Here is a 14,106-nt window from a genome sequence, read left to right as displayed (position 1 = left end):
CCCCACCGTCACCGCGACTGGGGCAGCCTGGCCCACCTAGCTGCGAGCAGCCGTACCGCAGAGGCGACACCCACCCAAGCAGCCGCATCCGCCGCAGCTGCGAGCAGCCGTACCGCAGAGGCGACACCCACCCAAGCAGCCGCATCCGCCGCAGCTGCGGGCAGTCGTGCCGCTGGGGCGGCACGGGTGGGCGCAGCGGCACCCCGCCGGCGCGGGCAAGCGAAACCCCTCGACCTCAGCCCCCACCCAGCCGCACCAGTCCCTCAGCCCCAACCTCCCACCCTCAGCCCTCACACCCCGCCGAACCAGCCGCGCCAGCACCTCCAGCCACTCCCCGGTGTCGGCGGCGGCCTCGGCGCGTTCCTCGGCCAGCCCGCGCGTCAACAGCCCCAGCCGGTGCCGGAGTTCGACGTGCTCGCCGGTGAGCCGGGCCGCGGTGGACGGCAGGTCGTGGGTCGTGGCGGTGGCCAGACAGTCCGCGCGCCAGCGTTCGGGCGGCAGCGGACGGCCGTCGCCCTCCCAGTCCCGCTCGAACCACAGCACCGACGTCCCGAGCACCCCCCGCTCCCGCAACGTCTCGCGCACCCCGGGCTCCACCGTCCCCAAGTCCTCGCCGATGACCATCGCCCCGGCCCGCGAAGCCTCCAGGACCAGGATCGCGAGCATGGCCTCGGCGTCGTAGCGGACGTAGGTGCCCTCGGTCGGCGGCAGCCCCTGCGGGACCCACCACAGCCGGAAAAGGCCCATGACGTGGTCGATGCGCAACGCGCCGGCGTACCGGAACAGGGCGCGCAGCAGGCGGCGGTACGGCGCGTAGCCGGACTCGGCGAGGCGGTCGGGGCGCCAGGGCGGCAGCCCCCAGTCCTGGCCGCGCGCGTTGAAGGCGTCCGGCGGGGCGCCCACCGACATCCCGGCGGCGAAGTACTCCTGCTGCGCCCAGGCGTCGGCGCCCTCGGGGTGCACGCCGACGGCGAGGTCGTGGACGACGCCGACGCTCATCCCGGCGTCGCGGGCCGCGCGCTGGGCGGCGGCGAGTTGGGCGTCGGTGAGCCAGGCGAGCCGCGACCAGAAGTCGACGCGGTCCATCAACTCGGCGCGGGCGCGGGCGGTTTCACCGGACCGGGGGTCGCGCAGCGCGGCCGGCCAGCGGCTCCAGTCCGAGCCGTGCACCTCCGCCAGCGCGCACCACGTGGCGTGGTCCTCCAGCGCCTCGCCCTCCTGGGCGAGGAAGTCGGCGTAGGCGGCGCGCCGGCCGGGTCCGAGGGGGACTTCGTGGACGAGTTCCAGCGCCTCGCGCTTGAGCTCCCACACGGCGTCCCGGTCGATCAACGCCCCTTTCTCCAGCACCGCTTCGCGCAGCGACGCGGCCCGCTCCAGGAGGGCACGGACGCGGCCGTGGTCGGTGACGTACGGGTACTCGTCGACGTCCTCGACGCGCAGGTGCACCGGGTCGGGGAAGCGGCGGGAGGAGGGGCGGTAGGGCGAGGGGTCGGTGGGGGCGCCGGGCACGGCCGCGTGCAACGGGTTGACCTGCACGAATCCGGCGCCGAGCGCGCGTCCGGCCCAGGCGGTGAGTTCGCCGAGGTCGCCGAGGTCGCCCATGCCCCAGGAGCGGTGGGAGAGCAGGGAGTAGAGCTGGACGAGCAGTCCGTACGGGCGTCCGGTGGGGGTGGGGAGCCGGGCGGGGGCGACGACCAGATGACTCTCGGCGACCCGGCCGTCCGGTGCGGTGGCGGTCAACCGGTGGACTCCGGGCGGGAGTTGGTCGGTCGCGGAGCGGGTCTCGCCCTGCTCGGTCGTGATGCGCAGCCGGGTGCCGTCGGGGAGGGCGTCGAGGGCGGCGGACGAGGTGCCGCTCCAGCACACGACCGTCGGCGGCAGCAGCCGTGCGCGCAGCTCGCGCTCACGGGCGGCCAGCGCCGCCGCGGGGTCGGCGGTGTCGACGCCGAGGGCGGTGAGGGCGCGGGTGACGGCGGCGGCCGAGGCGGCGACCGTGCGGTCCGGGGCGGGGCTGTAGGAGGTGGCGACGCCGTGCAGCCCGGCAAGCCGGGAGAGGTCCTCGGACGGGGGCTCGGCAGCGGTCATCTACAACTCCGCATCGGCATCGGACTCGCTGGTCAACGGGGCGGCGTCGGCCATCGGCGGCTCGCTGGTCAGGGGCTCGGCGTCGGGCAGGGGCGGTTCGCTGGTCAGCGGGGTCTCGGCGCAGGCGCCCTCGGCGCTGAAGACGCAGAAGTGCGCCTCGTCGGGTTTGGACAGGGCGGCCGGGAGCGGGGGGTGGGTCGGTGCGGCCACGGGGGCCTCCTCGGTGTGTACGGCTGCGTGACGGGTCATCGCAGCCCTACCCAGTGGTCGCGGCGACAGACGTACGGAGGGCAAGAACGTGCTTTTCGTCATGTTCCGGCCCGCTCTGCGATCCGTCCAGAGATCACGATCCACTCGGCGCACACGGGCCACTATTCACTCAGTACATGTATCGAGTGCATAATGATCGCCATGAGCACCCGCCACATCCTGCTGGGGCTGCTCGCCTCGGGGCCGAGCCATGGCTACGACCTGAAGCGGCGCCACGACGAACGTTTCCCGCAGGCCCGCCCACTGGCCTACGGGCAGGTCTACACGACCCTGCAACGCCTGGTCCGCGACGGTCTCGCCGAGATCGACGCCACCGAGTCCGACGGCGGCCCGGAGCGCACGACGTACCGCGCGACGGCCGACGGGGAACGTGAACTCACCGAGTGGGCCCGGGAGATCGCCCCGCCGGCGCCCTTCGTGACCAACGAGATCTTCGCCAAGGTCGTCGTCGCGATCCTCTCCGGCGGCGACCCGGACGCCTATCTGCGCGCCCAACGCGCCGCCCACATGGGCCGGATGCGGGAGCTCACGCAGGTCAAGACCGCCAAGGGCGCCGATCTCGCGACCGTCCTCTCGGCGGACTACGCCCTCAACCACCTTGACGCCGACCTCCGTTGGATGACCACGACGGCGGCCCGGCTGACCACACTGACCGCGGAGGTCGACACAGCATGAGCACCACAGTGCCGCTCCTGGCGGCGCGCGACCTCGTGAAGGCGCACGGCCCGACCGAGGCCCTGCGCGGCGCCTCCCTCGAACTGCGGGCCGGCGAGATCCTGGCCGTGACCGGCGCCAGCGGCAGCGGGAAGTCGACGCTGCTGCACTGCCTCGCGGGCATCGTCCGCCCGGACGCGGGCTCCGTGAGCTACGCCGGGGAGCAGCTCCACACGCTGTCCGAGAAGCGGCTGAGCGAGCTGCGGCGCACGGACTTCGGGGTGGTGTTCCAGTTCGGGCAGCTGATCCCGGAGCTGACGGCGCTCGACAACGTGGCCCTGCCGCTGATGCTGGCGGGCGCCGCCCGCAAGGACGCCCAGGTCCGCGGCCAGGAGTGGCTGGAGCGGTTCGGCGTGCTGGGGCAGGAGGCGCTGCGGCCGGGCGAGATGAGCGGCGGCCAGGCCCAGCGGACCGCGCTGGCCCGGGCCCTGGTCACCGACCCGAAGGTGGTCTTCGCGGACGAGCCGACGGGCGCGCTGGACTCACTGGCGAGCGAACAGGTGATGACGGCCCTGACCCACACGGCCGGCGAACAGGGCACCGCGGTCCTGCTGATCACCCACGACGCCCAGGTAGCGGCGTACGCGGACCGCGAGCTACGCCTGAACGACGGCGTCGTGGCCCCGCAGGAGGTGGCGGCGTGACGACGTACACGGAACGCGTCAGCACACAGGGGCGGCTGGGCACCGATCTGCGGCTGGCCTGGTTGCTGACCCGGGGGTCGGACCGGCGGGAGGGATGGCGGGCGCTGCTGACGGCGGTCGGGGCGGCGCTGGCGACCGGGCTCGGACTGGTCGTCGCCGCGCTGCTGCCGCTGACCGGACAGCACCACGTGCCGGTGGGCTACGGCATGCTCGACCAGCCCGGCACCCGCATCGGCGTGATCGCCGCGCTGCTGATGCTGCTCATCCCGGTGCTCGGCTTCCTCGGCCAGTGCGCCCGGATCGGCGCCGTGCACCGGGAGCGCAGACTGGCCGCGCTGCGGCTGGCGGGGGCCTCGCCGGGGCAGGTGCGGCGGATCGCGGCGCTGGAGTCGGGGCTGGCCTGCCTCGCCGGTTCGGCGGTGGCCACGGTGGTCTCCGTACCGACCCTGCTCCGGATGTGGCACCGGCCCGACCCGCTGGTGTGGGCGGTCATGGCGGTGGTCGCCGTCCTGGTGCCGGTCCTCGGGGTGGTCGTGAGCGTGCTGGCGCTGCGCCGGCTGGTGGCCTCGCCGCTGGGCCGGCTGCGCCGGGAGCGCCCCGCCGAGGGACCCGGGCGGCTGTTCCGGGTGGCGACCGCGCTGCTCGGGCTGCTGGTGGTGTACGTCGTGACGACGCCGTTCCACGACGTGCCGTTCGAGTTCGCGCTGACGCCGGTCACGGTGTTCTGTCTGTGCCTGCTGGTGGGCGCCGTCGCGGTGTGGCTGACCGGCGCCTCGGCCCGGCAGCTGGGCGAGGGCCTGTCCGCGCGCGCCAAGAGCCCGGCGCTGCTGATCGCGGCGGAACGGCTGCGCGACGACCCGTGGGCGGCGGCCCGCACGCATGCCGCGGTGCTGCTGGTCACGGTGGCCGGCTCGGGCTTCCTCGGGATACGGCAGGTACTGCTGTCGGCCCTGCGCTCCCGGGAGCACCACTACGCCGACGAGATCGCGGAGATCGAAGGCGGCCTGAACCTCACGGGCCTCGCGATCCTCGCCGCCCTCGCCCTGGTCCTGACCGCGCTGGCCGTCGGCACCGCGGAGTCCGTGGCCACCCGGCGCCGGGGACTGGCCGCCCAGTCGGCGGCGGGAGTGCCGTACTCGGTCCTCGCGCGGGCGACCCTGCTGGAGACCGCGCTGCCGCTGGCCCCCGCGCTGGCGGTCGCGGGCCTCGGCGGTCTGACGATCAGCGTCTGGTACGGCTCGATCGCCTCGGAACACGGGACGCCGGATGCGCCGTACATGGCACTGCTGGCGCCGGTGCTGGCGTACGCGGCCTGTCTGCTGGCCGCCGCGACCTCGCTGCCGCTGCTGCGCCGCTCACTGCGCCCGGCGGAGCTGCGGTACGCGTGAGACGACCATGACCGCTGCCGCGTAGGCATGCATGACCGCTGTCCCGGGGGCACGGGGGACCCCCGGGGCAGCACACCCACGGAACGACCCGCGGGACAACACGAAGGCCCGGATCGTCGTCAGGCAGAGATGCCGTCGATCCGGGCCAGGGCGTCGTCCGCGCCGTACGGCTGCAAGTACGGCAGCCAGCGCGGGTCCCTATGCCCGGTACCGATGATGCGCCAGGCCAGGCCGGTGGGCGGAGCGGGTTTGTGGCGCAGCCGCCAGCCGATCTCGAACAGGTGTCGGTCGGCCTTCACGTGGTTGCAGCGGCGGCACGAGGCCACCACGTTGTCCCACACGTGCTTGCCCCCGCGGCTGCGCGGGATGACGTGGTCGACGCTGGTTGCGACGCCACCGCAGTACATGCACCGGCCCCCGTCGCGGGCGAAGAGCGCGCGCCGGGTAAGAGGAACGGGCCCCCGATAGGGAACCCGGACGAATCGCTTGAGCCGGACCACGCTTGGTGCGGGGACTGTGACGGTTGCGCTGTGCATGAAGGCGCCGGACTCTTCAAGGCAGACGGCCTTGTTTTCGAGCACGAGGACGAGCGCGCGGCGGAGCGGTACGACGCCCAGTGGCTCGTACGACGCGTTGAGGACCAGGACATGCGGCACGGATGCCTCCTTGGGCGTCGGCGGCGCGTGGCTCGCGCCGGGACGATCTGTAGTCAGTCTCCCCTCATGCCTGGTGGAAGCGCCACCATCTCCCGGTAACGGGCTGGGAGTGTTTTCGACCACACCTGCGACCACTGCTTTCAGCATCCCCAGGTGAGCACGGTCTCTCCCTCGAACATGGCGACGATCCACACACGATGCACCGTTAGTGTGGTGGGCCTGCCGCCCGGTGACCTTTCCGTGACCTTGCCCGTACGCCAGGCGGCGGACGCTGCACCTGGAGGTACCTGCCGTGTCCTTGCCCGCCGTCCTACTGGCCGCGACCGCGACCCCGTCGCCCTCTCCCTCGGAGAGCGGGGCCGCGACCGTCCCCACGCTCCAGGACGCCCAGGAGAGCGCGACGAACGCCGCGAGCTGGGTCGAGCAGAACTGGTCGACCTGGCTGGCGATCGGTCTGCGCGTGCTGTTGATCCTGGTGATAGCGGCGGTGCTGAGAGTCGCGGTGCGGCGGGCGATCACCAAGCTGATAGACCGCATGAACCGCACGGTCCAGGCGGTCGACGGCACGGCGCTCGGCGGCCTGCTGGTCAATGTCGAGCGGCGGCGTCAGCGCTCGCAGGCGATCGGTTCGGTGCTGCGCTCGGTGGCCAGCTTCATCATCATGGGCACCGCGGCCCTGATGATCCTCGGCACCTTCGAGATCAACCTGGCCCCGCTGCTGGCCTCCGCCGGTGTCGCGGGTGTCGCGATCGGTTTCGGCGCCCGCAACCTGGTCACGGACTTCCTCTCCGGCGTCTTCATGATCCTGGAGGACCAGTACGGCGTGGGCGACACCATCGACGCGGGCGTGGCCTCCGGCGAGGTCATCGAGGTCGGCCTGCGGGTGACGAAGCTGCGCGGCGACAACGGCGAGATCTGGTACGTCCGCAACGGCGAGGTCAAGCGCATCGGCAACCTCTCCCAGGGCTGGGCCACGGCCGGCGTCGACGTGACGGTCCGCTCGGACGAGGACCTGGACAAGGTGAAGGCGACGATCGACGAGGTCGCCGAGCGGATGAGCAAGGAAGAGCCCTGGAACGAGCTCCTGTGGGGCCCGATCGAGGTCCTGGGCCTCGACAGCGTCCTCCTCGACTCGATGGTCGTCCGCGTCTCCGCGAAGACGATGCCGGGCAAGGCCCTGACGGTGGAACGCGAACTCCGCTGGCGCGTCAAGCGCGCCTTCGACGCGGCGGACATCGACATCGTCGGCGGCCCGGCGGTCGCGGCGGACCCCGACCCGACCCCCGACCCGACGGCAGCCATGGCAGCCCCCTCGGCCTACTCCAACACGTCCTCCCCCCAGGCCCAGGCAGCCACCCCCCTGACCCCACCGAGCGTGACGAAGTAACAGCCGCTACGAGAGGGGCGGCGCCCGGGGCAACCTGGACGCCGCCCTTCTGTCATCCCACGCCCGTCCCCCTCAACTCCAGCTCCCCCGCCACCTGGCACATCGCCACGTATGACGTGCCCTTGCGCAGGCCGGCCACGCCGAGGTGGCTCTCGTCGGCGCGGAGGTCGATGAGGACCGTTCCCGAGGTCGTGTCGAAGGACAGGGAGCCGTGCACCGAGTGGTCCGAGCGGCCCGGGCGCCATCGGAAGCTGACCTCCTCCTGGCCGTTCTCGGCGACGAGGAAGGCCCGGTCGGAGGCGGTCAGGCGGTCGCGCGTGCGCTGTTGCCAGCCGTCGGAGACGTCCGCGGAGCGCAGCAGATGTGTCTGTCTGGCGTCCAGGACCGCCACGGAGAACGCGAGTCCGGCCGTCCGCGACCGGCGCCTGAGCCATCCCCACGCCAGCGCTGCCCAGAGCAGGCTGACAGTGCCCCAGGCGAGCAGCGCGGTCACCAGTTCCCGGCCCAGGTTGCTCCGGGTGAACCCGTCGTCGACGAGCCCGGCGACCAACTGGACGACCATCAGCGGCGACTGGATGGCCACGGCCGCCCGCCAGCACACCAGAAGCAGCTTCACGAGCCGTCTCCGCAGGCGAGGGTGTACGCCTCGGTGACCCACTGCTCCTTGTTGCCGTGCTCGGCGGGGTCGACGCCGCACGCCAGTGAGGCATGGAAGTTGCCGCGGAGATAGGTGAAGACACTGCCGTAGACCCGGGTACGGCTGCCGTCGGGGCAGTCCACCGTGAAGCTGGCGTCCACGGCCCGGACCCCCTGGGCTGTCACGAAGACACCGGCGCCGTGGAAGTCGATGCGGTCGTCGTCCTCCTCCTCGGCGGACGAGGCGCCCGGCTTCGCCAGCTCCGACGCGGACCAGTACTTCAGCCGCTTCGCGAGCGAGGCATATATCCGCCGGGCGGACGGGCCCGCGCCGCTCACCTCGATCCGCGGCTCCAACTCCCGCACCCGCTCAGGCGTGATGGTCACCCACCCGTCGTCCTCCCCGACCTCGACCGGCCGGGACACCGCGATGAGCGTCGGTTCCTTTGCCACCCGCCCCCATCGGATCGCCCCGCCCGCACACCCCGTCGGCGCAGCCGTGGACGTCGTGCGTGCCACGGCCGCCGAGTCGTCGCCCCCCACCCGGCACCCACCCACACCGAAACCCACGGCCGCGCACAACAACGCCGCGGGCACGGCCCGTCGAGCCGAGTTGTTCACAGGGTTCCCCTCCCCTTCGTGTTCCGCAGCCGGATGAAAGAGCAGGAACCTGTGAAGAACCACTCCCGACCTGCGAAAACGAATGATCGTGATGAACTCGTGACGGCTCCGGGACCAACCCCCGCCCCCCCACCCCCGAATTAATGATGTTCACAGCTCACCCGCATTCCCCCCACACCCCCTCCCCGCCTAGGTTCGAGCCGTCAGCGGGCCCTTGTTCTGGAGCGCAACGCCCAGGGGTCCGCTTCCGAATGTGGGGAAACACATGAGAAAGCTCGCCATCGGCACCGTCACGACCGGCGCCCTGGCCCTGTCCGCGCTGGCCGTGCCCGCCGCCCAGGCCGCCACCCCGGACCTCGTCTTCGCGGACGTGACCGTGAACAAGGGGAAGGCGATCGTCGTCGGCACGACCAACGACGTGACCGTGCCGGTGACGTACACCCTGACCCGGCCCTCCGACCTCACGATCGACTACGAGAACAACGCGGCGGGCGTCCTGCTCTACCGCGGCTCGCTCTCCAGCCTCGACAACGAGATCGAGAGCGACGCCTCACCGACCTGCACCACCACGGCGACGACGGACACCACGATCACGGAGTCCTGCTCCGACACCCTCACCGTCGACCCGTCGTTCGACCTCTTCGAGGCCGCGGACGCCACCACCTGGAAGGTGGGCGGCTTCTACGGCCAGGTCGCCTCCGACCTGGACGACTCCGACGACAAGGTCAGCTTCGAGTACGGCTTCGCGGCCTGGGGCAACAAGGGCACCGCCAAGATCCAGCGCGCCGCCAAGCTCACCGCCAACGCCTCGCCGGAGCCGGTGAAGAAGGGGAAGACCATCACGGTCAGCGGCAAGCTGACCCGCGCCAACTGGGAGACCGGCGGCTACACCGGTTACGTCTCCCAGACGGCCACGCTCCAGTTCCGCGCCAAGGGCTCGGACACCTACAGCACCGTCAAGACGGTGACCTCGTCCACGGCCGGCGCGCTGAAGGCGACCGTCACCGCGTCGAAGGACGGCTACTACCGCTACGTCTTCGCGGGCACGTCCACGACGGCCGCCGCGAAGGCGACCGGCGACTACATAGACGTCCAGTAATCACCCCGCACCACCCCTTCACCACCCCCGAACCGCCCTCGCAGGTAACGACTCCGTTTCCCGCGAGGGCGGTTTTCTTCACCCCCTTGACTCCCCCACGGTCCAGACCTATGTTCCCTGCATCCGATAGGAAACCTTCCTAACAGTCACAGTCCGTAGAGTCTGCTGCGGACCGATCCCGGGAGAGGGGCACACATGGCCGGCACCCCGCGCACACTCCGCGCCATGAACGACCGTGCCGCCCTCGACCTCCTCCTGGAGCACGGGCAGCTGTCCCGCACCCGGATCGGCAAGCTCACCGGCCTGTCCAAGCCGACCGCCTCCCAGCTCCTGGCCCGCCTCGAAGCGGCGGGCCTGGTCCTCGCCGGCGGCACCACCGAGGGCCGCCCCGGCCCCAACGCCCAGTTGTACGAGGTGAATCCGGCCGCCGGGTACGCCGCCGGCCTCGACGTCACCCCCGAACGCATCCTCGCCGCCGTCGCCGACATCACCGGCCGCACGATCGGCTCGTACGAACTGCCCACCCCGGGCAGAAGGACCGGCACACCGGTCGTCCAGCAGGTCACCGACGCTCTCGACGGGGCCGTGAAGGCGGCCGGGCTGGCCCGCGCCGACGTCCACCGCCTCGTCATCGGCACCCCCGGCGCCTTCGACCCCAACACCGGCCGACTGCGCTACGCCTCCCACCTCCCGGGCTGGCACACCCCGGCCCTCCTCGACGAACTCGCCGCCGCGCTGCCGATGCCGGTGGAGTACGAGAACGACGTCAACCTCGTCGCCGTCGCCGAACAGCGGCTCGGCGCGGCCCGCGGCCACGACGACTTCGTCCTGCTGTGGAACGAGGGCGGCCTCGGCGCGGCCCTCGTCCTCGGCGGCCGGCTGCACCGCGGCTGGACCGGCGGCGCGGGCGAGGTCGGCTTCCTGCCGGTGCCGGGCACCCCGCTGGTGCGGCAGGTCACCAAGGCCAACAGCGGCGGCTACCAGGAGCTGGCCGGCTCGCAGGCCGTCCCCCGGCTCGCCCGCGAACTCGGCATCGACGACATCCCGAGCGGCCCGTACGCCGAGGTCGCCGCCGCCCTCGTCGCCCGCGCCGCCCACTCCGAAGACCCCACCCACCAGCAGCTGTTGGAGACGTACGCGACCCGCCTCGCCACCGGTCTGGCCTCGCTCGTCTCCGTCCTCGACCCGGAACTCGTCGTCCTGAGCGGCGCTTCCCTCACCGCCGGCGGCGAGCCCCTGCGCGCGCTCGTCCAGTCCGAACTGGAGGAGCTGGCCGCGGCCCGCCCCCACCTCGTCGTCGGCGCCGTACCCGAACAGCCCGTGCTGCGCGGCGCGTTGGAGAGCGCGCTCGCCGCCACCCGTGACGAGGTCTTCGACACCTCGCGCTGACCCCTCCGCTCACCCACTTGCCCGCCCCAGGGAGACCTCACCATGCCCAAGCGCGCCCGAATAACGGCTTTTGCCCTGCTGTCCTCCGTCGCTCTCCTGACCTCGGCCTGTACCGGCCAGTCGAGCTCCGGCGCCGACGACGACGCCTCCAAGGAGACGACCATCAACTTCTGGCACGCCTGGAGCGCGGACTCCGAGGTGAAGGCCGTGAAGACGCTGGTCGCCGGTTTCGAGAAGGCGCACCCCAACATCCACGTCAACGTCGTCGGCAACATGACCGACGACAAGATCAACCAGGCGCTGCGGGCGGGCGGTTCCAAGGCGCCCGACGTGATCTCGTCGTTCACCACCAACGCCGTCGGCAAGTTCTGTTCCTCCGGTGCCCTGGTCGACCTCAACCCCTTCTTCGAGAAGGCGGGCATCGACCCGGACAAGACCTTCCCGGCGGCGATGAACGAGTACACCCAGTTCGACGGCGACCGCTGTTCGGTCCCGCTCCTCGGCGACGCCTACGGCCTCTACTACAACAAGACGGCCTTCGAGAAGGCGGGCATCAGCGCCCCGCCGAAGACCTGGTCCGAATTCGAGTCCGACGCAAAGAAGTTGACGATCCCTCAGGGCGACGGCTTCAAGCAGCTCGGCTTCATGCCGAACTACCACGGCTGGGAGACCACGACCGAGCACTACCTGGGCCAGTTCTCGCCCACGTACTTCGACAAGAGCGGCAAGTCGACGATCGCGACGGACCCGGCCGTCGCGGACGCCTTCACCGTGCAGAAGAAGCTGGTCGACGCCCTCGGCGGCTACCGCAAGCTGGAGACGTACCGTTCCAAGCTCGGCGACGAGTGGGGTCCCAAGCACCCCTTCCACACCGGTCAGGTCGCCATGCAGCTCGACGGCGAATGGCGTCTGGGCATGGCGCTGGAGGCCAAGCCCGGCTTCGAGATCGGCGTCGCCCCGCTGCCCGTCCCCGACGACCAGGCCGACCAGTACGGCAAGGGCTACATCACCGGCACGATCGCCGGCATCGCCGCCACCAGCAAGAAGCAGAACGCGGCCTGGGAGCTGGTCAAGTACATCACCACGGACACGGACGCGGTGGTGGGCTTCTCCAACGCCATCCACAACGTGCCCTCCACGCTGGCCGCCCTGAAGTCCCCGAAGCTCGAGTACGACCCGCGCTTCAAGACCTTCCTGGACATCGCGGCGAACCCGGACTCGACGACCGCCCCGTCCTCGGTCAACGGCGGCGTGTACCTCACCACGATCCAGGAGCTCGGCTACGCCTACGAGAGCGGCAAGGTCACCGACCTCGACAAGGGCCTCGCGGACGCGGCCCGGCAGATCGACACGGACATCGCGCAGGCGAAGTAGCGATGAGCACCCTTACGTTGGCGTCGAAGCGCCGCAGGTCGGCGCTGCGCACCCTCGCCTTCATGTCCCCCTGGCTGATCGGCTTCGCGGTCTTCTTCGCGTACCCGCTGATCTCGACGGTCTACTTCTCGTTCATGCACTACGACGGCTTCCGGCCGCCGACGTGGAGCGGCACGCAGAACTGGACCTACGTCTTCGAGCACTACCCCTTCTTCTGGCCGGCCCTGCGCAACACCCTGTGGCTGGTCGTGGTGATGGTCAGTCTCCGGGTCGTGTTCGGCCTCGGGATCGGCCTGCTGATCACGAAGATCAAGACGGGGACGGGTGTCTTCCGCACCCTCTTCTACCTGCCCTACTTGGCCCCGCCGGTGGCGGCGACGATGGCCTTCGCGTTCCTCCTCAACCCCGGTACGGGTCCGGTCAACTCGATCCTGGAGAAGGTCGGCATCCCGGCGCCGGGCTGGTTCAACGACCCCACCTGGTCCAAGCCGGCCCTCACCCTGCTCGCCCTGTGGGGGATCGGCGACCTGATGGTCATCTTCATGGCCGCGCTGCTCGACGTACCCCAAGAGCAGTACGAGGCAGCGGAGTTGGACGGGGCGTCGGCCTGGCAACGCTTCCGCTACGTGACGCTCCCCAACATCTCCCCGATCGTGATGTTCGCGGTCGTCACGGGCGTGATCCAGACGATGCAGTACTACACCCAGCCCCTGATCGCCGGGAAGGTCGCCTCGGGCGTGATCCAGGGCGCCGGCACCCAGTTCGAGCCCGGCTACCCGGACAAGTCCACGCTCACCCTCCCCCAACTCGTCTACAACCTCGGCTTCCAGCGCTTCGACTACGGCTCCGCCTGCGTGGTGGCCCTGGTGCTGTTCGCCCTCTCGATGGCCTTCACCGCGTTTCTGATGCGGCGCCGGGGCGGCCTGATCCAGGCAGGTGACTGACCGATGACCCAAGTACTGGACAGGCCCGCGCCGTTGAAGGCACCGGCCTCCCCCGCCGAACGCACGGCCCGCCGCAAAGCACTCCTCGAATGGATCGCCGTCCACTCCCTCGGCCTCGCCGCCGCCCTCTTCTTCACCCTCCCCTTCGTCTTCGTGTTCCTGACCTCCCTCATGAGCGACACCCAGGCCCTCAGCCGGGACCTGATCCCGCACACCTGGGAATGGGGCAACTACCGAAGGGTCTTCGACACCCCGGGCTTCCTCACCTGGTGGCGCAACACGCTGCTCTACGCGGGCGCCGGCACAGCGCTCACGGTCATCTCGTCCCTCCCCGTGGCGTACGCGCTCGCCAAGTTCCGCTTCCGGGGCCGCAACCTCTCCCTGATGCTGGTGATCTCGATGATGATGCTGCCGCCGCAGGTGGTCATCATCCCGATGTACCTGTTCTGGGCGAAGCAGCTGGACCTCTCCGGCACGCTGTGGCCGCTGATCATCCCGATGGCGTTCGGCGACGCGTTCTCGATCTTCCTGCTGCGCCAGTTCCTGATGACGATCCCGAACGAGTACGTGGACGCGGCGAAGGTCGACGGCTGCGGGGACCTCCGCACCCTCCTCCGAGTCGTCATCCCCATGGCGAAGCCGGGCATCGCCGCAGTGGCCCTCTTCCAGTTCTTCTACGCCTGGAACGACTACTTCGGCCCCCAGATCTACGCCTCGGAGAACCAGAACGCCTGGACCCTCAGCTACGGCCTGGAGTCCTTCAAGGGCATGCACCACACCGACTGGAACCTGACCATGGCCGCGACCGTGCTGGTCATGGCCCCCGTGATCCTCGTGTTCTTCTTCGCGCAGAAGGCGTTCGTCGAAGGCGTGACACTCACCGGAGTGAAGGGCTGACC

14 protein-coding genes are annotated in these 14,106 nt (G+C 70.9%); 9 read left to right on the top strand and 5 right to left on the bottom strand.

The annotated features are described in order from the left end of the window. Window positions 1–36: 36 nt before the first annotated feature. Both malQ and IQ210_RS02105 read right to left on the bottom strand, forming a co-directional pair. Window positions 37–2,085 carry a 4-alpha-glucanotransferase gene (gene malQ, locus IQ210_RS02110; protein ID WP_228046698.1) on the bottom strand — a complete coding sequence of 683 codons (2,049 nt, stop codon included), beginning with the start codon at window positions 2,083–2,085 and terminating at the stop codon, window positions 37–39. Beyond that, a complete protein-coding gene (locus IQ210_RS02105; protein ID WP_194076237.1) occupies window positions 2,086–2,295 on the bottom strand; it encodes a hypothetical protein in 210 nt (69 codons plus the stop codon). Between the two features lie 201 nt (window positions 2,296–2,496). Between IQ210_RS02105 and IQ210_RS02100 the strand changes: the two genes are divergently transcribed. Genes IQ210_RS02100 through IQ210_RS02090 form a run of 3 tightly spaced genes read left to right on the top strand, consistent with a single transcriptional unit; the run spans window position 2,497 to window position 5,101 of the window. Beyond that, window positions 2,497–3,030 carry a PadR family transcriptional regulator gene (locus IQ210_RS02100; RefSeq protein ID WP_194076235.1) on the top strand — a complete coding sequence of 178 codons (534 nt, stop codon included), beginning with the start codon at window positions 2,497–2,499 and terminating at the stop codon, window positions 3,028–3,030. Beyond that, entirely contained in the window at window positions 3,027–3,713 is a 687-nt protein-coding gene (locus tag IQ210_RS02095) for an ABC transporter ATP-binding protein (RefSeq protein ID WP_194076232.1), read from the top strand. The genes IQ210_RS02100 and IQ210_RS02095 overlap by 4 nt, the downstream gene beginning before the upstream one ends. Beyond that, complete coding sequence (locus IQ210_RS02090; RefSeq protein ID WP_322656299.1) at window positions 3,710–5,101, top strand: FtsX-like permease family protein; 1,392 nt, start codon at window positions 3,710–3,712, stop codon at window positions 5,099–5,101. The genes IQ210_RS02095 and IQ210_RS02090 overlap by 4 nt, the downstream gene beginning before the upstream one ends. A 119-nt stretch (window positions 5,102–5,220) precedes the next feature. On the opposite strand, the gene IQ210_RS02085 is transcribed toward IQ210_RS02090, so the two are convergent. Next, window positions 5,221–5,757, bottom strand: a complete 537-nt coding sequence (locus tag IQ210_RS02085; protein WP_086843133.1) for an HNH endonuclease — start codon at window positions 5,755–5,757, stop codon at window positions 5,221–5,223. A 292-nt stretch (window positions 5,758–6,049) separates the two neighbouring features. Here IQ210_RS02085 and IQ210_RS02080 point away from each other — a divergent pair, with 292 nt between their 5' ends. Continuing rightward, window positions 6,050–7,144: a mechanosensitive ion channel family protein gene (locus IQ210_RS02080; RefSeq protein ID WP_194076230.1), complete on the top strand. Its 1,095-nt coding sequence runs from the start codon at window positions 6,050–6,052 to the stop codon at window positions 7,142–7,144. A gap of 52 nt (window positions 7,145–7,196) precedes the next feature. Here IQ210_RS02080 and IQ210_RS02075 read toward each other — a convergent pair whose 3' ends face one another. Together IQ210_RS02075 and IQ210_RS02070 are read right to left on the bottom strand one after the other, a co-directional pair. Continuing rightward, on the bottom strand, window positions 7,197–7,760 hold the full coding sequence (locus IQ210_RS02075; protein ID WP_194076228.1) for a hypothetical protein: 564 nt from the start codon (window positions 7,758–7,760) through the stop codon (window positions 7,197–7,199). Continuing rightward, window positions 7,757–8,233, bottom strand: coding sequence for a hypothetical protein (locus IQ210_RS02070; protein ID WP_194076226.1), 477 nt, complete (start codon window positions 8,231–8,233; stop codon window positions 7,757–7,759). Before IQ210_RS02070 ends, IQ210_RS02075 begins: the two co-directional genes overlap by 4 nt. A gap of 433 nt (window positions 8,234–8,666) precedes the next feature. On the opposite strand from IQ210_RS02070, the gene IQ210_RS02065 reads away from it, so the two are divergent. The 5 genes from IQ210_RS02065 to IQ210_RS02045 all read left to right on the top strand — a co-directional run bounded on the left by IQ210_RS02065 (window position 8,667) and on the right by IQ210_RS02045 (window position 14,104). Then, on the top strand, window positions 8,667–9,500 hold the full coding sequence (locus tag IQ210_RS02065) for a hypothetical protein (RefSeq protein WP_194076224.1): 834 nt from the start codon (window positions 8,667–8,669) through the stop codon (window positions 9,498–9,500). Window positions 9,501–9,695: 195 nt separating this feature from the next. Further along, window positions 9,696–10,889 carry an ROK family transcriptional regulator gene (locus IQ210_RS02060; protein ID WP_194076222.1) on the top strand — a complete coding sequence of 398 codons (1,194 nt, stop codon included), beginning with the start codon at window positions 9,696–9,698 and terminating at the stop codon, window positions 10,887–10,889. 42 nt (window positions 10,890–10,931) lie between these two features. Beyond that, window positions 10,932–12,263: an ABC transporter substrate-binding protein gene (locus IQ210_RS02055; RefSeq protein ID WP_194076220.1), complete on the top strand. Its 1,332-nt coding sequence runs from the start codon at window positions 10,932–10,934 to the stop codon at window positions 12,261–12,263. A gap of 2 nt (window positions 12,264–12,265) precedes the next feature. After that, on the top strand, window positions 12,266–13,207 hold the full coding sequence (locus IQ210_RS02050; RefSeq protein ID WP_194076218.1) for a carbohydrate ABC transporter permease: 942 nt from the start codon (window positions 12,266–12,268) through the stop codon (window positions 13,205–13,207). Between the two features lie 3 nt (window positions 13,208–13,210). Then, window positions 13,211–14,104, top strand: coding sequence for a carbohydrate ABC transporter permease (locus IQ210_RS02045; protein ID WP_194076208.1), 894 nt, complete (start codon window positions 13,211–13,213; stop codon window positions 14,102–14,104). Window positions 14,105–14,106: the final 2 nt, after the last annotated feature.

The sequence above is a fragment of the Streptomyces justiciae genome (assembly GCF_015163075.1).
GTDB classification, from domain to species: domain Bacteria; phylum Actinomycetota; class Actinomycetes; order Streptomycetales; family Streptomycetaceae; genus Streptomyces; species Streptomyces justiciae.
Note: the sequence above shows the minus strand (reverse complement) of the source record. Positions and strands in the feature narration are given on the sequence as shown.